This window comes from Ruegeria sp. HKCCD6119 (assembly GCF_013110585.1).
Taxonomy (GTDB): domain Bacteria; phylum Pseudomonadota; class Alphaproteobacteria; order Rhodobacterales; family Rhodobacteraceae; genus Ruegeria.
Genome location: NZ_WVQV01000001.1, coordinates 389,539 through 408,953 on the forward strand (window position 1 = coordinate 389,539; position 19,415 = coordinate 408,953).

A 19,415-nucleotide genomic window follows, 5' to 3' on the forward strand; every position below is an offset into this window, starting at 1 on the left:
GATTCAACGTTGATTTTTGCGCTGCCGGAATGCGGTCACTTGCGCAGCAATATCCAGAGCATTGCCGCGATGAACGCGAAGGTGACAAGGTTCATCAATGTGTCTGTGAGATCACCGATCAGCATTGCGTTGGCCCTCCTCTCTGAGCCCGCGGAACAGGCACACCATCAGCAGGACCGAAATGAAGACAAAGGGCAATGCGCCAAGCGAGATGAGGATCTTCACCGAGTCCACGGATCCCGAAAGGATCATTGCAACGCTCAGCAGTCCCAGCAATCCCCCCCAGATCAGACGCACACGCGGCGGTGGGTTCTCGTCCCCGCCCGTCGAGAAGGTGCCCAGAACAAAGGCTGCGCTTACGACGCTGGTCACGATGAACAGAAAGGCGGCCAGTACCGTTGCAAGCGTGGTGATCACGGAAAGTGGAAGTCGGTCGAGCAGGGCGAAGGTCACGCGTTCGATATTTGTTTGCGTATAGGCCAGCAGTTCGCCCGCACCATTAAGTGCCTCGAACAGGCCAATGCCACCAAAGGTACCGAACCAGAGGATTGAAAACAGCGTGGGGGCGAACAGGACGCCGATCACGAATTCCCGTATCGTGCGACCGCGAGAGATACGCGCGACAAAGACGCCCACGAACGGGCCCCAGGCAATCCACCAGACCATGTAGGTAAGGGTCCAGTCGCTGAACCATCTGGTGACGTCATCGCCGAAGAACGTGAAGGTCTGAAATCCCCTGGGGATGACATTGGTGACATAGTCGCCGAACCCCTGAACGACGGTATTCAGAAGGTATTCGGTGGGGCCAAGGACCACCGTGTAGGCAACAAGGCCGATTGCGATAAGCATGGCGGCATTGGACAGGCGCGCCATGCCTTGGCCCAGATCGATCATGAGTGCCGGGATATACGCAGCAACCATTGCCAGAAACACGACACCAATCAAAAGGGCGCCGACCGTTTCCCGACTGCCCAGCACTGCGATGCCGTCTGCCACCTGAAACACGCCCATGGCCATGGAGCCACCGACACCAATGGCAATGGCGATGATCGCCATGAAGTCCGAAAGCCACCCGACACGTTCAGCCCAGCGTTTGCCGGGAAACAGGTTTTTGATCGGCGCACTGACCATCATCCCGGTACCGCGCCGGAAGCTGAAATAGGCAATTGTCAGCGCGGTGGAGCCATAAATCGCCCAGGCATGCAGCCCCCAATGGAAATTTGTCGCCAGCATCGCCTGCTGCGCCGCGATGAAATCCGGCGCCATGCCGGAGATGAAGTTGAAATGGGTCAGCGGTTCCGCCACAGCCCAAAACAGCAGGCCGACGCCCATACCGGCGGAGAACAACATTGAAATCCATGTGGCGGTGGAAAACTCTGGCTCCTCGTCATCCCGGCCGAGGCGAATGTTTCCATAGGGTGAAAATGCCAGAAACAGGCATCCGATCAACATGCCCGAAGCGGCGAGCATCACGAACCAGCCGCGGCTGTGGAAGGTCTGCTGGACGATGCCGCTTGCCCAGGTCACCAGGCTTTGAATGTCCACGACACCCCATATCCCGACCACGGCAATTACGCTGAGCGAACATACCAGCAGGGCGTTGGGTTTCTTCATGGCGAATGGTTTTCCGTTGATGACCTTGCCCAACAGTTTCAGGTTTTCGAATAAATGACCAGAATACAAAAAAACCCCCGGCGGGTGGCCGGGGGTTTGAATTGCACGCTTTGGTATCGGTTATGATGCCTTCGCAAGATTGCGCAGGACGTAATGCAACACGCCTCCGTTTTCGATGTATTCAATCTCGGGCGCGGTATCGATGCGGCATTTCAGGGTGATGGTCTTTTCGGTTCCATCGCCATAAACGATGGTGCACGGGACTTCCTGTAGCGGCTCGATCGTATCCAGCCCGTGAATCGAAACGGTTTCATCCCCTTTCAGCCCCAGGGTTTTGCGGGTGTCGCCACCTGTAAACTCGAACGGAATGACCCCCATGCCAACAAGGTTCGAACGGTGGATACGCTCAAAGCTCTCGGCGATAACGGCCTTGACGCCCAGCAGCGCCGTGCCCTTGGCCGCCCAGTCGCGGCTTGAGCCCGCGCCATATTGCTCGCCACCGAATACCACCAGCGGGGTGCTGTTCGCCTGATAGGCCATCGAGGCGTCATAAATTGACGTCTGTTCACCGTCCGGGCCTTTGGTGTAACCGCCTTCGACGCCGTCCAGCATCTCGTTCTTGATGCGGATGTTGGCGAAAGTTCCGCGCATCATCACCTCGTGGTTGCCGCGGCGTGAACCATATGAATTGAATTCACGCGGCTGAACCTGACGTTCGATCAGGTACTGGCCTGCGGGCGAGGTCGTTGCGAATGACCCAGCAGGTGAGATGTGGTCGGTCGTGACCATGTCACCCAGAATGGCCAGAACCTTGGCGCCTTCGATGTTGGAAATCGTGCCCGGTTCGGGGCCCATGCCCTGGAAATAGGGCGGGTTCTGGATATAGGTCGATGTCGGCGGCCAGTCATAGGTTTCCGCATCGGTGGTTTCGACCGACTGCCATTTCTCGTCCCCTTTGAAGACGTCGGCGTATTTCGACTGGAACGCTTCGCGCGTGACAGTCTGTTCGACCAGTTCCGCGACCTCCTGCTGCGTTGGCCAGAGGTCTTTCATATAGACGTCGTTGCCGTCCTTGTCCTGACCGATCGGTTCGGACGTCAGGTCGATGTCCATGGTGCCTGCCAGGGCGTACACGACGACCAGAGGCGGCGAAGCCAGATAGTTTGCGCGCACGTCGGGCGAGATGCGGCCTTCGAAGTTGCGGTTGCCGGACAAGACCGAAGTGGCGACCAGATCGCCTTCCGCAATGGCCTCCGAGATTTCTTTCTGAATCGGCCCCGAGTTGCCGATACATGTGGTGCAGCCGTATCCGACGAGGTTGAAGCCGATCTTGTCCAGATCCTCCTGAAGGCCCGCGGCCTCGAGGTAAGCGGACACAACCTGCGACCCCGGTGCCAGTGAGGTTTTGACCCAAGGCTTGCGATCCAGCCCCAGCGCGGCTGCCTTACGCGCCACGAGGCCCGCTCCGATCATCACGTAAGGGTTCGACGTGTTGGTGCAGGACGTGATCGAGGCGATCACGACCTTGCCCGATTCCATGCCATAGTTTTCGCCTTTGACCTCGACCTGTTTGCCCATCGGGCGATTGAAGGTCTCGGCCATTTCCTTGGCGAATGCGGCCTTGGCGTCAGTCAGCGCAACATAATCCTGCGGGCGTTTGGGCCCCGAGATTGCCGGAACAATCGTGCCCATATCCAGGGTCAGGGTGTCGGTGTAGATCGGCGCATAGTTTTCATCGCGCCAGAAACCGTTTTCCTTGGCGTAGGCTTCAACCAGCGCGATGCGATCCTCGTCGCGGCCGGTGTTGCGCATGTAGCGCAGCGTTTCGCCGTCAATCGGGAAAAAGCCGCATGTCGCGCCGTATTCCGGGGCCATGTTGGCGATGGTCGCACGGTCGGCCAGCGGCAGACGATCCAGGCCTTCGCCGTAGAATTCGACGAACTTGCCGACAACGCCTTTTTCGCGCAGCATTTCCACGACCTTCAGAACCAGGTCGGTGCCGGTGGTGCCTTCGACCAGATCACCGGTCAGCTCAAAGCCCACGACCTCGGGGATCAGCATCGAGATCGGTTGACCCAGCATCGCGGCCTCGGCCTCGATCCCGCCGACACCCCAGCCCAGCACGGCCATGCCGTTGACCATGGTGGTGTGACTGTCGGTGCCGACCAGCGTGTCGGGATAGGCGACTTCTTCACCGTTCTGGTCGGTGTCGGTCCAGACGGTCTGGGCCAAATATTCAAGGTTCACCTGGTGGCAGATGCCGGTGCCGGGGGGGACAACGCGGAAGTTGTTGAATGCACCCTGACCCCATTTCAGGAACTGGTACCGTTCCATGTTGCGTTCGTATTCACGGTCCACATTCATCTGGAACGCGCGCGGGTTGCCGAATTCGTCGATCATCACCGAATGGTCGATGACCAGATCGACAGGGTTCAGCGGGTTGATCTTTTGCGCGTCGCCGCCCAACGCCTTGATGCCGTCCCGCATCGCGGCCAGATCCACCACGGCGGGAACACCGGTGAAATCCTGCATCAGTACCCGGGCAGGGCGATAGGCGATTTCACGAGGGTTTTTGCCACCGTTGGCACCCCATTCGGCAAAAGCCTTGATGTCATCGACCGAGACCGAGAACCCGTCATCCTCGAACCGCAACATGTTTTCCAGCACCACCTTGAGTGCGGCAGGCAGTTTCGAGAAATCGCCCAGACCGGCCTCTTGCGCGGCGGGGATCGAATAATAGGAAATGGATTTACCATTCACGCTCAGACTGCGGCGCGTATTGGCGGTATCCTGTCCGACTTTGATGGGCATCTGTGGCCTCCCTCTCAAATGACTTGGATATTGGGATTTGCTGAGTGTTATCTGCATCACCAAGGCCCCGTGTTCAAGGTTGAACACGCGCCGGAAGGGAAATTTGTATACTATTGTACACTTTTTCGCGGAGGGAATGCGTCAAAGCCTCAAGAAACCTTGATTGGCCGTTGAGTGACAAAGCAGCTATCCCTGAGATCCAACCGCCCAACCCGAGAGTTCTCATGTTCAGATCCATTGCCTTGACCACCGTGTTTTCCTGCCTTGTGGCGGCACAGGCTGCGGCCGAGGAAGACCCGGTTGTGGTCGAGCTGTTCACGTCTCAGGGGTGTTCATCCTGCCCGCCGGCAGATCGGATCATGCATGATCTGGCCAAGCGCGACGATGTCATAGGGCTGGCTTTGCATGTCGACTACTGGGACTATATCGGGTGGAAGGACGAATACGCAGACCCCGATCATACGCTTCGGCAGCGAGCTTATGCCCGCGAGGGGGGGCGTTCCATGATCTACACCCCGCAGATGGTGATCAACGGGCAGCACGACATCGTCGGAGCGCAAGCCCGGGAGCTTGATCGATTGATCGAAGCACATCTGAAGGCAGCACCCGAAGCGCTTGTGACGGCCGTGCGCTCAGCCGATGAGGTGACAGTGGATGTGACGCCCGTCGAGTTGCCGAAAGGCGACACCTATGACGTGCATGTGGTTCAGTATTCGCCCATGCGGCACGCTTCGATCCGTCGTGGAGAACTGGCCGGGCACGAGCTGGACTATGCCAATGTTGTTGAGGCCTGGCAGATTGCAGGGCAGTGGGATGGAACTGCGCAGCAAACTTTCGCGGTTCAGCTTGGTTTGGACCTGCCTGCTGTCGTTCTGGTTCAAAGGGCCGGGGAAGGGCCGATTGTTGCCGCCACCCGGGTCAGGTGATCAGGGCATCTCTTCCGGTTTGATGCCCAACCCGTTCCAGTGTTTCCAGCGGCGGTGAATCCAGAACCATTGCCCCATATGCTGCCGCACCATCTTTTCCAGATCGTCATTGGTGAACTGGGTCATGGTTTTTGGGTCGGTGTGCGGAACCGGTTCGTGCAGAACGATCTCAAAATCAAGACCGTTGGGCTGACGTACTGCGTAACACGGAATCAGCTCGGCATTGTACTTGATGGCCAACTCGGCGTTCAGCACGGATGTCACTGCGGGTTTACCGAAAAACATCAATTCTTCACCGCCCATTGCGTGAAGATCTGAAACGATGGCAATGATCCCACCCTTTTTCAACGAGCGCACCATCTCGACCATACCGCGCCGCCCCTGTTCGAACATCGGGGCGCCTGTCTTGTAGAAAGCTTCGACATAAGCGTCGTTGAAATACGGGTTGGCCATCCGCCGATACAGGCAGCCGATGGGCTGACCGCTGTATGTCTGCAAGGCGATGCGCGCTGCAAGGTAGTGACCGAAATGCGCCGTAATCATCATGACCGGGCGCCCCTCGGCAACAGCCGCGTCAAATGCAGCGATACCTGGCCCAGAAATCTTGGCCTTGCTCTGCCGTTCGATAAAGTCTTCCGGAGAAAAATGTTCCATGATCGCACGACCGGCATTGTCCGGCACATCGCGGCAGATCTGCCTGACTTCGGCTTCAGGCAAGTCCGGGCAAGTCAGCTTCAGATTCCGACGGACACGTTTGCGAAACCCGACAACAGGTGCCAGAAACCGCACGATAGCCCCCATCGTTGCAATACGCCGCTCATAGGGAAGCATGCGCATAACGCGGATGACCCCCTGAAGAAACAGGTTGGCGACATAGTATTTCCCAAGCTCAAACCGGCTGAGCTCCGACTTTTCAACGGGCATGGAGGTGTCTCACCGCGTGTTGCGAATTGCTGAGAAAGACATACAGCCCGATGCCTGCAAGCTCAAGCGCTCAGACGGGCGGAAAACCTGAACCCGCAGCAGGTGGCCGGATCGCGCAATACCCGCGGGTTCGCGGGGTCAAGCTGCATCTTCCTCGTCATCGTTTTCGATCAGAACAATGGAACCGGCATCGACCAGAATGCGAATGGCGGCCACCACCTGTGTCATGGCATCTTCGGCTTCCGATTGTTTGACGCGCCCACGTTCGGCCATTTCCTCGCGCAGATTGTCGGCCATGCGGGACGAAATGTTTGACAGAATGAATTCAACGGATGCCTTGTCATCATCCGCGGCGGCACCTGCCAGTGCGGTGACAAGAACCGGCTGTTCCACTTCACGCAGGATGGCGGGAACATCGCGGGCCGTGATACGGCTTGGGATATGGGCAAAGGTAAAGATCGACTGGCGTACCAGATCCGCAAATTCGGCGTCGTCCTCGTCCAATGCGTTCAACAAGTCGTCGCGTGTCGCGGCCGCCGACTGGTTCAGGATCGCGCCCACGCGTGCGCCCGGACCATTGTCGAAAGCCTGAGCAGGCCGCTGATCCAGTTGCGCGGCCAGCGACCAGCCAATACGTTCAACCGCTTCGGGGGTGACAATTGTTGTTTTCGAGATGGCATAGGTAATGCGCCGCGCAACCGGGCCCGGCATATGGGCCAGCATCTGCGCCGCCTGTGCGGTATCCATCTTTGAAAGCATGACGGCCGCCACCTCGGTGCTTTCCGCTTGGGCCATTTTGGCAAGATCCTCAACGGGTATGTCACGCAGGCGTTGCCAAGGATCGCCGATCTGGCGCACCCCGGCAAGCTTGCGCAGGCGCGCGGCCGTCGATGGTGCGATCTTTCCGTTCACCGCATCCAATGCACCTGCAAGCCCATGTGGAAAAGCCAGCCCGACATTGTCCAGAGCGTCGCTGAATTCCTGGGCCACTGCGCCCAGGGTTACACGATCCACAAGGCCCATTTGCCCAAGTTGATGGGTCAATTTCTCTTGCAGGTCGTCAGGCAGTTCCTCAAGTGGAATATCGGCGCCCTCGTTCAACAGAAGGCGCACGACAACGGCCGCTTTTTGCTGACCGGTCAATGTGCGCGGAACAACTTGCGGCGCGTGTTCATCCCCCGCGGCAAGTGGGGCAGACCCCCCATTTGCCATTTGTATCAAAGCGTTTGTGTCCTGCATCTGCCCGTAGTGCCAAATTTTCCGAACCACGGGCAGATTAACGGGAGTCGGGTTAAATAACCCTGAAGCTCAGTAGCTGTAGGTAAACCCTGTCCGGATAGCCTCGCGCAGAGACGTCTCGGCCCAGGTCCCTTCGCCGCCGCGGGCTTTGATCTCACGCCATTGCTCGATCGCCAGATCGGTTTTTCCTTCGGTTACAAAGCCTTGCGCCATGTAGCTGCGCGCCAGAAGATTGTCGGGATTGGCATTGATGGCATTCTGGTAAAAGACGTTCGCCAGCTCCAGCTCGCCCATCTTGCGGTAGGTAAAGCCCCAATAGGTCAGCACACGGTCGTCGTCCTGATCCATGATCCGCAGGATATCCTGCGCGTGCCCGTATTGCCCGTCAAAGGCCAGTTCGCGGACGGCGTCGTAAAGCTGATCTTCCGACAGGTTGGTTTTGTTGGGTTTGACGCACCGGCCTCTGGCTTCGTCATAGACCCGACCGAACAAACATTTCTTGGTCGTATTCGTCGGTTTCGGCGGGCTGCTGCTGTCGCCGCCTGCGGCGTGGACCACAGGGGCAAAGGCGAAGGCCTGCAAAGCGAGGGCTGAAGCTAACAAAAGGCGCATATTCTTACTCCGTTCTCGGGGCTGCTCACAAAATCATAGTGCGATCTACAAAAAAGCTAACAGTGGAACGGTTGCTTTTATTCACAAGTCGGACAGAAATTCGTCAGCTGTTGACCGATTTCGTGCAGCTTTGCATTTCAGTGTCCCAGGTTGTGCCGGGTGCGCAGGATTGCGTCTGTTTGGAATGCCCGCTGCATGCAAGGCCGGCAGATGCCACACAAACAAGTGCAAGTGAGCAAAGAACGGTACGGATCATGGTGCCTCTCCCCAAAAATCATTCGCAGAATAACCGATTTCGGGCAGTCTGGCAAAAAACAAGGCCCGGCCTGCGCATTGCAGACCGGGCCGTGTGAAGTCGGCGTCGAGACGTACCTTATTCGCCAAATACCCGGGCGAAGATCGTATCAACGTGTTTGGTGTGATAGCCGAGGTCGAATTTCTCTTCGATCTCTTCGGGGCTGAGCGCGGCCGTTACATCGGCATCCGCCAGCAGTTCCTGTTTGAAATCGGTGCGGTGTTCCCAAACCTTCAGCGCGTTGCGCTGGACCATGGCATAGGCGTCCTCACGGCTGACCCCTGCCTGGGTCAAGGCCAGAAGAACACGCTGGCTCATGACAAGACCGGGGAATTTGTTCATGTTTTCCAGCATGTTTTCGGGGAAGATCAGCATCTTGTCGATCACACCGGTCAGACGGGCCAGCGCAAAATCCAGTGTAATCGTGGCATCCGGACCGATCATGCGCTCGACCGAGGAATGCGAGATGTCGCGTTCATGCCAGAGCGCGACATTCTCCATTGCCGGGATCACTGCCGCGCGTACCATGCGGGCCAGCCCGGTCAGGTTCTCGGTCAGTACCGGGTTTTTCTTGTGCGGCATGGCCGACGAGCCTTTCTGGCCCATCGAGAAGAATTCTGCGCCTTCCAAAACCTCGGTCCGCTGCATGTGGCGGATTTCGATGGCGATGTTTTCGATGCTGCTGGCGATGACGCCAAGCGTCGCAAAGAAGGCCGCATGGCGATCACGCGGGATCACTTGGGTGCTGATCGGTTCGGGCACAAGGCCCAGTTTGTCACAGACATGTTCCTCGACGGCGGGATCGATATTGGCGAATGTGCCGACGGCGCCGCTGATGGCCCCGGTTGCGATTTCTGCGCGGGCGTCGCGCATACGGGACAGGTTGCGGTCCATCTCGGCATAGAACCGGGCAAAGGTCAGGCCCATTGTCGTAGGCTCTGCGTGGATACCGTGGCTGCGGCCGATGCGAACGGTGTCCTTGTGTTCAAACGCACGGCGCTTGAGCGCTGCCAAAAGCCCTTCGAGATCGGCGATCAGAAGGTCCGCCGCGCGCGTCAGCTGGACGTTGAAGCAGGTGTCCAACACGTCTGAACTGGTCATGCCCTGGTGCACGAACCGGGCCTCTTCACTGCCGACATGTTCGGCGAGATGGGTCAGAAAGGCGATGACGTCATGCTTGGTTACGGCTTCGATCTCGTCGATACGGGCGACGTCGAATTCCACGTCCTTGGCTTTCCAAACGGCTTCTGCATTCTCGCGCGGGATCACGCCCAGATCGGCCATGGCATCGCAGGCATGCGCCTCGATTTCGTACCAGATGCGAAACTTGGTTTCGGGCGACCAAATGGCAACCATGTCAGGGCGGGAATAACGGGGAATCATTGGCGGCAGCACCTTTATGTGATTGGGATGAGGCGTTGGCGCGGGGTTTAGCCGCCTGTGCGCAAGGGAACAAGATGTGAGAGCAGGTATGAGACGGTTTGCCCTGATTTTCGCTCTTTGGCCGGTTGTTTTGGTGGCCGGAGACTTCCAGAAACTGTCCGGAGAGGAAATCCTGTCAGCCTTGGCCGGCAAGAAGCTGGAATACGGCTCGGGTGTTTGGCAGGTTTTCGAAGCCAGCATGACCACGCAGTATTTCTCGGGCGGGCCCAGTGTCGGGCGCTGGGCGGTGAGAGGGGATCAATACTGCTCGACATGGCCACCTGCCGATTTGTGGGCCTGCTACGACGTCTGGCGAAATGGGGACGCGATCCGTTTCGTTGATGATGCGGGCGGCCAGACCGTCGGGGTCTATGCGCAATAGATTTCATGTATTTGTCTGAAAAATTGGGGCGTGATGCTTGCAAGAGGCAGATGACACGTGCGGGGAAGGGAAATACCGGAACGCGGTTTTTCTGGGTCTTTGCAACGCAGTGCTGGACAAGTCGCGCTTTCAGCGGTCAAGCTGAGGGTGAAGAAATCATCAGGTTATTGAAATATGCGTTTATTATCATCTCCAATTCTTGCCGCTTGCGCCGCTGTCTGGCTGGGTGGGGCAGGATCAGCACTGGCCGACACACCGGTGACATATACCGAGGATGGTCGCGCCCTGTTTCGGTTCGACGTGCCAGATTTCTGGGTGCTGCGCACTGGCGGCCCGCGTGAGATCGAAGACGCCGGGTTGGATGATCCGCGTGCGGTGGCTCGGGTCATGGGGCTGCGTCCCGTAACGGACGACAACGTCTGGATGGGGTTTGTTTCACCTTCAGGGGTTGCGACCATTCAGGATGGGGTCCGCTACTTGCAGGATATCGACAAGTTTCTGGTCAACGACCCGACCCTTACCAGCACCAGCGACATCCGCATCGGCGGGTTGCCCGCCCGTGTCTTTCGGGGGACAGGGCGCCGCGATGGCAAGGGGGTGAACTTCACGGCCACTGTCATTGACTTGCCGCGCAACCGTGTCGCCATAGCTGTTGCCATCCTGCGGGATGGGGCAGACCCGGATTTCGCCGAAGACTTGAACGCCGTTTTCGCGTCGTTCCGGTCGCTTCTGTGAGGGGGGCAAGATGCGCATTGGACTGATTAAACGGATTTCCCTCGCATTGGGGCTGGGGGCCGCGACTTTGACGTTGTCGGCCTGTGACGGCGTAACGGTCGGCGTCGGATACGGGTATGACCCGTTCTATGACTCGATGCTGTGGAACGACTACTATCGCGATGTCGATGTGAATGTTGATATCAACCGCCCGGACCGCCCAGATCGACCCGTGCGTCCCGAGCGCCCGAATCCACCGGTTGCCAAACCTCCTGCGCGGCCGCGACCCCCGGTGGCCCGGCCACCTGCCGCGCGGCCACCGATCCATCGTCCGGCACCACGCCGCAGATAATCAAAAGGCCGCCTGTCCGGCGGCCTTCTCTCAGGTAAGAAGTTCGGTCGTGATATGCGCCGAGCCTTCAAGTGTCCGGTGAACCGGGCATTTGTCTGCGATTTCCAGCAGGCGCTGTTTTTGTTCCTGATCAAGCGGGCCGTTCAGGCGGATTTTGCGGCGGAACTGATCCACTTTGCCTTCATTTGCCAAACCGGCATCCTGAGCATGAACTTTGTCATGGCAGACATCGACGCTGACACTGGTCAGCGGCCATTTTTTGCGGCGCGCATACATCCTTATCGTCATGGACGTGCAGGCGCCGAGGCCGGATGAGACAAAGCCATAAGGCGACATGCCCTTATCCGTGCCGCCATAAGAGGCAGGCTCATCTGCAACGGCATGATGGTGCGGGCCTGCCTGAATATCCTGCATGAAGCCATTCGGATCCACTTCTGTTACGCGAACGACACCTTCCGGCGCACCCGGGGGCGGCGCGGGTGGGCAAAGTTTCAGATAGCGCGAAACCCAAGCCGAGATGACATCCGCGGCATATTCAGCATCAGAGGCCCGTGTGATCAGGTGATCGGCATCGTCGAGGGTGACGAAGCTTTTTGGGTGCTTTGCAGCCAGAAAGATGGTGCTTGCGTTGTCGATACTGACCGTTTCGTCCCGAGGAGCGTGCAGGATCAGCAAAGCGGCCTTGAGACCAGCGATCGAGGCAGACAGGGCCGACCCCGCAATGTCGTCCACAAACGCTTTGCCAATTCGAAACGGGCGCCCGCCCAAGGTGACCTCGGCGCTGCCCTGCTGTTCGATCTGGGGCAGGGCATCCTCGAAATGATGGGACACGTGGCCGGGATCCGCCGGTGCGCCCAAGGTGACCACGGCCTTGACCGTCGGAATTCCGGCACGCGCCCGCAAAACCGCCGCGCCGCCAAGCGAGTGACCGATCAGCAGGGCAGGGGCCATGTTTCGTCCGGCCAGATATTGCGCGGCCGAGATCAGGTCCTCGACATTCGACGTGAAGGTCGTGTTGGCGAATTCTCCTTCGGAATGACCCAGGCCGGTAAAGTCGAACCGAAGCACTGCAATTCCCATGGCCGCAAGGCGGGCCGAAATGCGCCGGGCCGCAGGTATGTCCTTGGAACAGGTGAAGCAATGGGCAAACAGGGCCGTCGCAAGGACCGGACCATCCGGCAAATCCAGCCGCGCGGCCAATTGGCTGCCGTCATGTCCGGCAAAAGTGATGCGTTCCGTGGGCATGTCGGCTCCTTGAACGGTTCGGGGAAACATCCCCAATACTGTGGTCAAGCCCGCCGGGTCACAACCCTTATGTCAAACGCGTCACGGGAAGGTGAGAACCAAGCGAGCGCCTTGCAATCCGAAAGATGCCCCGGGCGGTGACAGGCGCGGCCGCTATTTTGGGGGTGGTCGGCGCGTCATCAATGTTTGTGATAATACATGAAACAAACATTCGTTTCACTTATGTTGCAATCAAGCCCATCTACGGCCTACAGCAATTGATAAAGGAGACGCAGATGGCACATGCAGACGTTGCCGCACATCTTCCAAAGATACTACCCAGTACAGTCATGGCGATTGTTCTGGCTGGCCTCGTGGGTTTTGCCGTCGGGCAATCCCGGCCCGCAGTTTTCAGCGGGCCGCAGGCTCAGGTAAGTCCAACTGTCGAAGACTGGCACGGCAACGTGCGCCGGTCTCATTGGTCAGAATGAGGCGCCGGCCTCACTCGAGCCCCATCAACCGGGCATCGAAGGGGTATTTCGTCAGGTTCTCATATCCGTCTTCGGTTATGAGAACCTGATCCTCCAGCTTGATGCTGAAATCGCCACCCACTTCGCCCACGCAGGCTTCGGCACACAAGACCATTCCGGGTTCCAGCGGATAATCGTAGGCCCCTTCAACCGCCTTGTCCGGATAAGCAACCAACGGCCATTCATCGCAAAGGCCGACGCCGTGCATCAGGCAGCCATATTTCTGCGCCTGGAACTTCTTGTCCAGCCGGTGGGAATTTGCGGTCAGTTCAGGGATCATCACGCCGGGCTTGAGCATCTCCATATTGGTCATGATGTGTTCATGGGCGTGCTGCATGGCATAGATCATGTCCTCACGCGGCTTCTGATCGCCGATCCACCAACTGCGGGAAATATCGATGCAAATCCCGTAAGAACCAATCAGGTCAGTGTCGAACGAGATGATCTCGTTCTGCTGGGTGATCCGCGGGCCGCATTCCTGAAACCACGGGTTGGTCCGCTGGCCCGAAGCCAGCAGACGGGTTTCGATCCACTCACCGCCACGCCTGATGTTTTCGGCGTGAAGAACAGCCCAGATATCATCTTCCGAGGTCTTGCCGTCGCCGACATTGGCACGGGCAAACCGTTCCATTTCGGCAACCGCAGTTTCGCAGGCATGGCTGGCGCAGCGCATGGCCAGGATTTCGTCGGGCCCTTTGACGGCGCGGGTCTTCTCGGTCAGCTCTTCGCCTTCCATGATGTCGAACCCCTGCGCCTCGAGCGCGCGCAATCCGTGCAGCATGATCTTGTCGACGGCCAGGCGCATGTTGCCGCCGCCGTGTTCTTCGATCAGTACGCGTACTTCGTTCGAGAACACATCTGCGGCCACGTCAACCTTGTCGCCCCGGTCGAAGTAGAACAGGTCAGCGCCCGAGCGCTGCTCGCGCACAAGCGGGTTGAAGGTGCTGAGGAAGGGGGAGTTCTTGTAATCCCAGATCACCATATAGCCATCCGCACACAGCAGAACCGCCCGAAACGGATTGTGGGTGTTCCACAGCTGCATATTCGTGCTGTCGGTGGCATAGCGGATATTCAGCGGGTCAAAAATCAGCAAGCCGCCATAGCCGCGGTCCACAATGGCCTGTGTCAGCCTCTTCCAGCGGTGTTCCCGCATCCGTGCCAGATTGGGAAGTTCCAGCCCCGCAGCGGCCCACTCGTCAAACGCAAGCTGCGTCGGCCCAATCTCGATCCGGTCATTTTCGTTCGGCGTACCATCGCCCAATGTCGTGCCGCGGCTGGGGTCTATCTTGCGCGTGTCTCGATAGTGCTGGTTCATGGCTGGCCTCATTGCTTGTTCCAATTACAATTCATCCGCCACAACCAATCGTCTGAGAAAAATGCGACGGCGAGGTTGTCGTTTTCGACCGACAAGAAAAGTTGCGCATGCTAAGCCTCCAGCATGGCTCGTATTCTGCAAAACAAGATTCCGTATGATGTCGAAAGCCCACGCGCTTTGCCGGGTATTCAACCGGCAACCATGGAAAGCTGGCTAGATCAGGATGAGGCTTTTGCCGACCAGATGCGGCGCCGCGAAGAAATTCTGGCTGAGCGGCGCGACGATGTTCTTGCGCTTGATTCTGGGGCCAAACCTGCCGCGCAAGAGTTGCTGGATCTGGTGTTGACACAGACATATCCCACGGCCGGGGCAGAGGCCGCAAGGCCGGATGGCGTATCCGTCGCGATCGATCGGGATTGTCCGCTTGATACGCTGTGCAGGCTGGTACAAGAGGACTTCTGCATCCTTCAGAAACGGGGAAATGAGCATGTTCTGACGGGTGCCATCCTGTGTTTCCCTGCCAGTTGGCGCCTGTCCGAGAAATTCATGCGACCGTTGATTGATATCCACGTGCCCGTGGAAAGCTATGACGCCAATGTCGCGAAACGGGTGCAGAGGCTATTTGACGGTATTCAACCCGGTCGCCCGCTTTGGCGATTCAACGCCCTGTGGTACGAAGACCCGGAGCTGTTCCAGCCTCGCAGTGCAAGTGAGCCGCGCAAAATACGGGACCGGCGTCAAGCGTCTTATCTGCGAAGCGAGCGGCAGACGCTATTGCGTTTGCCGAAAACCAACGCGGTCGTGTTTTCCATCCACACATACGTTCTGGCCGCAAACGCGATCCCAAAAACGGAAAACCCCGCCTGATGGCGGGGCCTCCTAGGAGGGTCTTCGATAATTCCTTTACATGCCCAAGGCGCCCGCTACATCGGCCAACGCGTTGCTGGCGTTCAGTGCGACAATGGCAAATGTGAATACAAGCACCTGTGTGTTCAGGCGGAAATCTTCGCCCCGGATCAGATTGACTGCGGCCATCGATACGGCAATTGGCGCTGAAATGCTGGCCAGAACTCCGGTCAAGCACCAACTGCTGAGCCGCAGGATGTCGCTTGGCTTGTCATCAACTGCGATGGAAGCGCCTGCGTCCTTCCGGGTGGGCAGGTCTGCCTCGTCGCTTCGGAACGCGATGCTGAGCAATTGTTCGTCCGTCAGTTGAATTGGACGCGCGGCAGGAGTGTGTAAGGCAGTGATCGTGTCATCCTGTTCAGACTGCTGCATCCCGGCGAACTGTCCGGTCAGTGATTGAAAGATCTGCTTTCGATCCCGGCTTGTTCGGCTTGGTGTCAGGGTGTCAAAGGCGCTCATGAAGTGCTCGACAGTAAGAACCGTGTGTGGCGACAACCATTCAACCCGCCGGGTCGAACAGATATCGACCATGCGATACAGAGTGACCACCAGCATCAGTTCCGAAATCTCGGCGTCGTCCAAAAGTGGCGAGACTGGCGTTATTGTCAGTACCAACCTGTTTTGTGGATGTGACACGCCGGGCTTTGTTATGGTTTTCAACCCCGCAGCGCGATCCATGCGCTCGTATCGGTCCTGCTGTCCGGAGGTGCCTGTATCCAGAGTCATCCGCACAAGATACTGGCTCGAGACGATGCTGGCCTCGGTCGCGCTGAGCAGGGCCTTGCGCTCGACCAGATGACCGTAGTCTTCCAGCGTCGTGGCGACGATCGTTCCAAAGCGCTCTATCGCGCCAGTTGCGTCGCCATCAAATTGCAGGCCGCCATGGTAGCTGTGCTTCCGAGCCACTGCCCTGTCCTTTTTTATATTCTGTCAGCCAAAGGTTAGCACCCCTTCTTGCAGAGAATTTGGCAAAAAATGCAAAAAAGTGAAATTTACCGGCGATTGGTTACGCTTTGGAAACCAAGCAACCAAAGGCTTTTGTTTGTCACTGTGGCGGAAATGTGGCGAAATTGGGCGCAGCGCGTGTTGTCGGTGCGGCGGGGCTAATTGTCGATTCGGGCAGCCATTATTGCGATGGATTGCTGATAGACAGAGGCTGCATTCCACTGCTGCAAGACGCGAAAATTTGGTTCTCCGGGTTGATAGCCGCGTCCCGGTTTCCACCCTTTCTGGCGAAGGAAATTGGCGGTTGAGGCCAATGCATCCGTCATGTTGTAGAAGTCCACGCGCCGGTCGCCCGTAGCATCGACACCATAGGTCAGGGCGTTGCCTGGCAGGAATTGCGTGTGGCCCAGTTCGCCATGTTTTGCCCCTTTTGTCGACATTGTGATACTGCCCATGTCGACCAGTTTCAGTGCCCCAATTGCGTGGGGAATAAAGAACTCTGACCGGCGACAATCATAGGCCAATGTTGTGATTGCGGAAACAACCTGACTGTCGCCCATGAAATTGCCAAAGCCGGTTTCCATGCCGTGAATGGCGATCAAAACGCCCGCAGGAACACCATATTGCCGCTCAAAGGCGGCATAATAGTTCGGGTTGGCGGCTTTGCGTTTGCGCCCCTGTGCGACGATTGTATCAGCGCCTCGGACTCGCATGAACTTGTCCAGCGAGTATTTGAAGCTTTTTTGATTGCGGTCTGCGGCGATGGTGCGCGTGGCATATTGTGTCTGGGACAGCGCTTGCAGACCTTTCTTTTTCACCCCCGCCTTGCGTGCCTGTTTGGCAAAATCGGCCTTCCATGCCTCAAATCCAGCGCTGGTGTTGCCACAGGGTGCGGCCAGAACCGGGGACGTCAGGGAAAGGGCAAGAATGGTGGCAAGTCGAAACATGGGCGTAATCCGATGGAATTGAAATCTGCGGTTAGCCTAGCGTGGGCTGCGTCTTGGGCAAAGCGGTTAATAAAGGTCCAGCTCGCCCTTTTTTCTGAGCGTTTCGAACCATTCCTCTGGGGTGGCATTGATGCGGGCGTGTTTCACCATCATCGCATTCATATTTGGCAGATGGGTCGAATCCGGCCAGTCTTTGGGTTGCCACAGATGTGCGCGGATTACACATTTGGGACAGTGTGCAAATGCTGTCGCGACATGGATGAGCAGCGCCAGTTTGGGCGGGTGCCCGTCAATGGCCATGGTTTCAAGCAAACGGGTGTCAGCACAGATACGGGCTGTGCCGCGAATGCGGAGCGTTTCCATCTTGCCCGGAACAAAGAACAGGACGCTGACGCGCGGATCCTTGAGAACATTGTGAAACGTATCCACGCGTTTGTTTCCCGGCCGATCCGGGACTGCGATCAGGGTATCGGACAGCACCTGAACAAAGCCGGGCGGGTCGCCACGGGGTGACACATCAAGATGCCCGTCGGTGTTGGCCGAAGCGATCAGGCAAAAGGGCGAGGTCGCAATGAAATCGCGACACATCTGATCGAGTGAGGACACCTCCTTGGCGGTGATCTGCGGCAGCGGATGGCCAGAGATCCTCCTCAGCTCCTGTTCGGATGTCACAAAGTTTGAGAATTTCGAGAAAGGTGAGGTATCGCAAGGCATACTGTCGTCTCCGGTCGGGAGTGTTCTCACCAGTTTGTTGGATCAACGGCGGCGCGTCAAACCGTGTGGGCAGACATGACGAGGGCGCCCGAAGGGGCGCCCTGCGAAATCGTTTCCGTACTCAGCTTAGCAGCTGTAGTACATGCCGTACTCCACCGGGTGCGGCGTGTGCTCGTAGGTTTCCACCTCTTCCATCTTGAGCGCGATGTAGCCGTCAATCTGGTCTTTGGTGAACACATCGCCCTGAAGCAGGAAGTCGTGATCGGATGCCAGAGCCTCCAGAGCCTCACGCAGGCTGCCGCAGACGGTCGGGATGTCGGCCAGTTCCTCGGCGGGCAAGTCGTACAGGTTCTTGTCCATCGCCTCGCCGGGGTTGATCTTGTTCTTGATGCCATCAAGACCAGCCATGAGCAGGGCGGCAAATGCCAGATAGGGGTTGGCGGCCGGATCGGGGAAGCGCGCCTCGACACGTTTGGCTTTGGGGCTTTCAGTCCATGGGATACGCACACAACCCGAACGGTTACGTGCCGAATAGGCCCGCAGAACGGGGGCTTCGAAACCTGGGATCAGACGCTTGTAGCTGTTGGTTGCCGGGTTGGTGAAGGCGTTCAGGGTCTTGGCGTGTTTCAGAATGCCGCCGATGAAGTACAGCGCCTCGTCCGACAGGTCGGCATACTTGTCGCCGGCGAACAGGGGCTTGCCATCTTTCCAGATCGACATGTTCACATGCATGCCGGTGCCGTTGTCACCCGCGATCGGCTTGGGCATGAAAGTGGCCGACTTGCCGTAGGCATGTGCCACGTTGTGGATGACGTACTTGTATTTTTGCAGCTCGTCGGCCTGCTTGGTCAGGCTGTCGAAGATCAGGCCCAGCTCGTGCTGACAGGATGCAACCTCGTGGTGGTGCTTGTCGACCTTCATGCCCAGACGTTTCATGGTCGACAGCATTTCCGAGCGCAGGTCCTGGGCTTCGTCGATGGGGTTGACCGGGAAGTAGCCGCCCTTGACGCCCGGGCGATGGCCCATGTTGCCCATCTCATATTCGGTGTCGGTGTTCCACGACGCATCCGTTGCATCAACTTCGAAGGATACCTTGTTGATGCTGTTGGAAAAACGAACGTCATCGAACAGGAAGAATTCAGCTTCGGGACCCATATAGGCAACGTCACCGATACCGCTGGACTTCAGGTAGGCTTCGGCTTTCTGCGCGGTTCCGCGCGGATCGCGGCCATAGGCTTCACCGGTGTCGGGCTCAACGATCGAGCAGTGCAGACACAGTGTCTTTTCCGCATAAAACGGGTCGATGTAAGCCGAGGTCGTGTCGGCGATCAGTTTCATGTCCGAGTTTTCGATCGACTTCCAGCCTGCAATGGACGAGCCGTCAAACATGAAGCCTTCTTCTAGGAAGTCTTCGTCGACCAGATCGACGTCCACCGTGACGTGTTGCAGCTTGCCGCGCACGTCGGTGAAGCGGATGTCGACATAGGCGACGTCTTCTTCGCGGATTGTATTGAGAACTGCGTCTACGCTCATTCCCTTTGTC

The 19,415-nt window shown here is 57.9% G+C and carries 18 protein-coding genes; 6 read left to right on the forward strand and 12 right to left on the reverse strand.

The features are described from left to right. Positions 1-111: 111 nt before the first annotated feature. Both GS611_RS01965 and acnA read right to left on the reverse strand, forming a co-directional pair. Complete coding sequence (locus GS611_RS01965) at positions 112-1,614, reverse strand: BCCT family transporter (RefSeq protein ID WP_171631427.1); 1,503 nt, start codon at positions 1,612-1,614, stop codon at positions 112-114. 120 nt (positions 1,615-1,734) lie between these two features. Beyond that, positions 1,735-4,425: an aconitate hydratase AcnA gene (gene acnA / locus GS611_RS01970; protein WP_171631429.1), complete on the reverse strand. Its 2,691-nt coding sequence runs from the start codon at positions 4,423-4,425 to the stop codon at positions 1,735-1,737. A gap of 224 nt (positions 4,426-4,649) precedes the next feature. Between acnA and GS611_RS01975 the strand changes: the two genes are divergently transcribed. After that, the gene (locus tag GS611_RS01975; RefSeq protein ID WP_171631431.1) at positions 4,650-5,351 is read left to right on the forward strand and encodes a thioredoxin family protein; all 702 of its coding nucleotides are present in this window, start codon (positions 4,650-4,652) and stop codon (positions 5,349-5,351) included. Here the strand turns inward: GS611_RS01975 and GS611_RS01980 are convergent, their stop codons facing one another. The 4 genes from GS611_RS01980 to purB all read right to left on the reverse strand — a co-directional run bounded on the left by GS611_RS01980 (position 5,352) and on the right by purB (position 9,804). Continuing rightward, positions 5,352-6,275, reverse strand: a complete 924-nt coding sequence (locus GS611_RS01980; RefSeq protein WP_171631433.1) for a lysophospholipid acyltransferase family protein — start codon at positions 6,273-6,275, stop codon at positions 5,352-5,354. It abuts the gene before it with no gap. Positions 6,276-6,413: 138 nt separating this feature from the next. Further along, positions 6,414-7,487 carry a flagellar motor switch protein FliG gene (locus GS611_RS01985; protein WP_253284963.1) on the reverse strand — a complete coding sequence of 358 codons (1,074 nt, stop codon included), beginning with the start codon at positions 7,485-7,487 and terminating at the stop codon, positions 6,414-6,416. Positions 7,488-7,583: 96 nt separating this feature from the next. After that, positions 7,584-8,126: a tetratricopeptide repeat protein gene (locus GS611_RS01990; RefSeq protein WP_171631438.1), complete on the reverse strand. Its 543-nt coding sequence runs from the start codon at positions 8,124-8,126 to the stop codon at positions 7,584-7,586. A gap of 373 nt (positions 8,127-8,499) precedes the next feature. Then, positions 8,500-9,804 (reverse strand): adenylosuccinate lyase, encoded by a 1,305-nt coding sequence (gene purB, locus GS611_RS01995; protein ID WP_171228076.1) that lies wholly within the window; start codon positions 9,802-9,804, stop codon positions 8,500-8,502. Positions 9,805-9,892: 88 nt separating this feature from the next. Between purB and GS611_RS02000 the strand changes: the two genes are divergently transcribed. The 3 genes from GS611_RS02000 to GS611_RS02010 all read left to right on the forward strand — a co-directional run bounded on the left by GS611_RS02000 (position 9,893) and on the right by GS611_RS02010 (position 11,291). Beyond that, the gene (locus GS611_RS02000) at positions 9,893-10,225 is read left to right on the forward strand and encodes a hypothetical protein (protein WP_171631440.1); all 333 of its coding nucleotides are present in this window, start codon (positions 9,893-9,895) and stop codon (positions 10,223-10,225) included. A 174-nt stretch (positions 10,226-10,399) separates the two neighbouring features. Further along, entirely contained in the window at positions 10,400-10,960 is a 561-nt protein-coding gene (locus GS611_RS02005) for a hypothetical protein (protein ID WP_171631443.1), read from the forward strand. Between the two features lie 10 nt (positions 10,961-10,970). Beyond that, complete coding sequence (locus tag GS611_RS02010; RefSeq protein ID WP_171631445.1) at positions 10,971-11,291, forward strand: hypothetical protein; 321 nt, start codon at positions 10,971-10,973, stop codon at positions 11,289-11,291. A 30-nt stretch (positions 11,292-11,321) separates the two neighbouring features. Here GS611_RS02010 and GS611_RS02015 read toward each other — a convergent pair whose 3' ends face one another. Then, on the reverse strand, positions 11,322-12,536 hold the full coding sequence (locus GS611_RS02015) for a bifunctional alpha/beta hydrolase/OsmC family protein (RefSeq protein ID WP_171631447.1): 1,215 nt from the start codon (positions 12,534-12,536) through the stop codon (positions 11,322-11,324). A gap of 275 nt (positions 12,537-12,811) precedes the next feature. Between GS611_RS02015 and GS611_RS02020 the strand changes: the two genes are divergently transcribed. After that, positions 12,812-13,006 carry a hypothetical protein gene (locus GS611_RS02020; protein WP_171631450.1) on the forward strand — a complete coding sequence of 65 codons (195 nt, stop codon included), beginning with the start codon at positions 12,812-12,814 and terminating at the stop codon, positions 13,004-13,006. A gap of 10 nt (positions 13,007-13,016) precedes the next feature. On the opposite strand, the gene dddP is transcribed toward GS611_RS02020, so the two are convergent. Next, positions 13,017-14,360 (reverse strand): dimethylsulfonioproprionate lyase DddP, encoded by a 1,344-nt coding sequence (gene dddP, locus GS611_RS02025; RefSeq protein ID WP_171631452.1) that lies wholly within the window; start codon positions 14,358-14,360, stop codon positions 13,017-13,019. Between the two features lie 123 nt (positions 14,361-14,483). On the opposite strand from dddP, the gene GS611_RS02030 reads away from it, so the two are divergent. After that, on the forward strand, positions 14,484-15,227 hold the full coding sequence (locus GS611_RS02030) for a DUF3445 domain-containing protein (RefSeq protein WP_171631455.1): 744 nt from the start codon (positions 14,484-14,486) through the stop codon (positions 15,225-15,227). 36 nt (positions 15,228-15,263) lie between these two features. Here GS611_RS02030 and GS611_RS02035 read toward each other — a convergent pair whose 3' ends face one another. The 4 genes from GS611_RS02035 to glnA form a co-directional block, all read right to left on the reverse strand. Beyond that, positions 15,264-16,172: a hypothetical protein gene (locus tag GS611_RS02035; RefSeq protein WP_371732214.1), complete on the reverse strand. Its 909-nt coding sequence runs from the start codon at positions 16,170-16,172 to the stop codon at positions 15,264-15,266. A 197-nt stretch (positions 16,173-16,369) separates the two neighbouring features. After that, positions 16,370-17,158 (reverse strand): lytic transglycosylase domain-containing protein, encoded by a 789-nt coding sequence (locus GS611_RS02040; RefSeq protein WP_171631486.1) that lies wholly within the window; start codon positions 17,156-17,158, stop codon positions 16,370-16,372. A gap of 66 nt (positions 17,159-17,224) precedes the next feature. Next, positions 17,225-17,872: an MSMEG_1061 family FMN-dependent PPOX-type flavoprotein gene (locus tag GS611_RS02045; protein WP_171631552.1), complete on the reverse strand. Its 648-nt coding sequence runs from the start codon at positions 17,870-17,872 to the stop codon at positions 17,225-17,227. Between the two features lie 126 nt (positions 17,873-17,998). Then, positions 17,999-19,405 carry a type I glutamate--ammonia ligase gene (gene glnA, locus GS611_RS02050; protein WP_171631589.1) on the reverse strand — a complete coding sequence of 469 codons (1,407 nt, stop codon included), beginning with the start codon at positions 19,403-19,405 and terminating at the stop codon, positions 17,999-18,001. Between the last annotated feature and the right edge of the window lie 10 nt (positions 19,406-19,415).

Excerpts from the sequence above, each read along its gene's own strand:
- GS611_RS01965 (WP_171631427.1), bottom strand. The coding sequence starts at position 1,614 with ATGAAGAAACCCAACGCCCTGCTGGTATGTTCGCTCAGCGTAATTGCC.
- acnA (WP_171631429.1), bottom strand. The coding sequence starts at position 4,425 with ATGCCCATCAAAGTCGGACAGGATACCGCCAATACGCGCCGCAGTCTG.
- GS611_RS01975 (WP_171631431.1), top strand. The coding sequence starts at position 4,650 with ATGTTCAGATCCATTGCCTTGACCACCGTGTTTTCCTGCCTTGTGGCG.
- GS611_RS01980 (WP_171631433.1), bottom strand. The coding sequence starts at position 6,275 with ATGCCCGTTGAAAAGTCGGAGCTCAGCCGGTTTGAGCTTGGGAAATAC.
- GS611_RS01985 (WP_253284963.1), bottom strand. The coding sequence starts at position 7,487 with ATGGCAAATGGGGGGTCTGCCCCACTTGCCGCGGGGGATGAACACGCG.
- GS611_RS01990 (WP_171631438.1), bottom strand. The coding sequence starts at position 8,126 with ATGCGCCTTTTGTTAGCTTCAGCCCTCGCTTTGCAGGCCTTCGCCTTT.
- purB (WP_171228076.1), bottom strand. The coding sequence starts at position 9,804 with ATGATTCCCCGTTATTCCCGCCCTGACATGGTTGCCATTTGGTCGCCC.
- GS611_RS02000 (WP_171631440.1), top strand. The coding sequence starts at position 9,893 with ATGAGACGGTTTGCCCTGATTTTCGCTCTTTGGCCGGTTGTTTTGGTG.
- GS611_RS02005 (WP_171631443.1), top strand. The coding sequence starts at position 10,400 with ATGCGTTTATTATCATCTCCAATTCTTGCCGCTTGCGCCGCTGTCTGG.
- GS611_RS02010 (WP_171631445.1), top strand. The coding sequence starts at position 10,971 with ATGCGCATTGGACTGATTAAACGGATTTCCCTCGCATTGGGGCTGGGG.
- GS611_RS02015 (WP_171631447.1), bottom strand. The coding sequence starts at position 12,536 with ATGCCCACGGAACGCATCACTTTTGCCGGACATGACGGCAGCCAATTG.
- GS611_RS02020 (WP_171631450.1), top strand. The coding sequence starts at position 12,812 with ATGGCACATGCAGACGTTGCCGCACATCTTCCAAAGATACTACCCAGT.
- dddP (WP_171631452.1), bottom strand. The coding sequence starts at position 14,360 with ATGAACCAGCACTATCGAGACACGCGCAAGATAGACCCCAGCCGCGGC.
- GS611_RS02030 (WP_171631455.1), top strand. The coding sequence starts at position 14,484 with ATGGCTCGTATTCTGCAAAACAAGATTCCGTATGATGTCGAAAGCCCA.
- GS611_RS02040 (WP_171631486.1), bottom strand. The coding sequence starts at position 17,158 with ATGTTTCGACTTGCCACCATTCTTGCCCTTTCCCTGACGTCCCCGGTT.
- GS611_RS02045 (WP_171631552.1), bottom strand. The coding sequence starts at position 17,872 with ATGCCTTGCGATACCTCACCTTTCTCGAAATTCTCAAACTTTGTGACA.
- glnA (WP_171631589.1), bottom strand. The coding sequence starts at position 19,405 with ATGAGCGTAGACGCAGTTCTCAATACAATCCGCGAAGAAGACGTCGCC.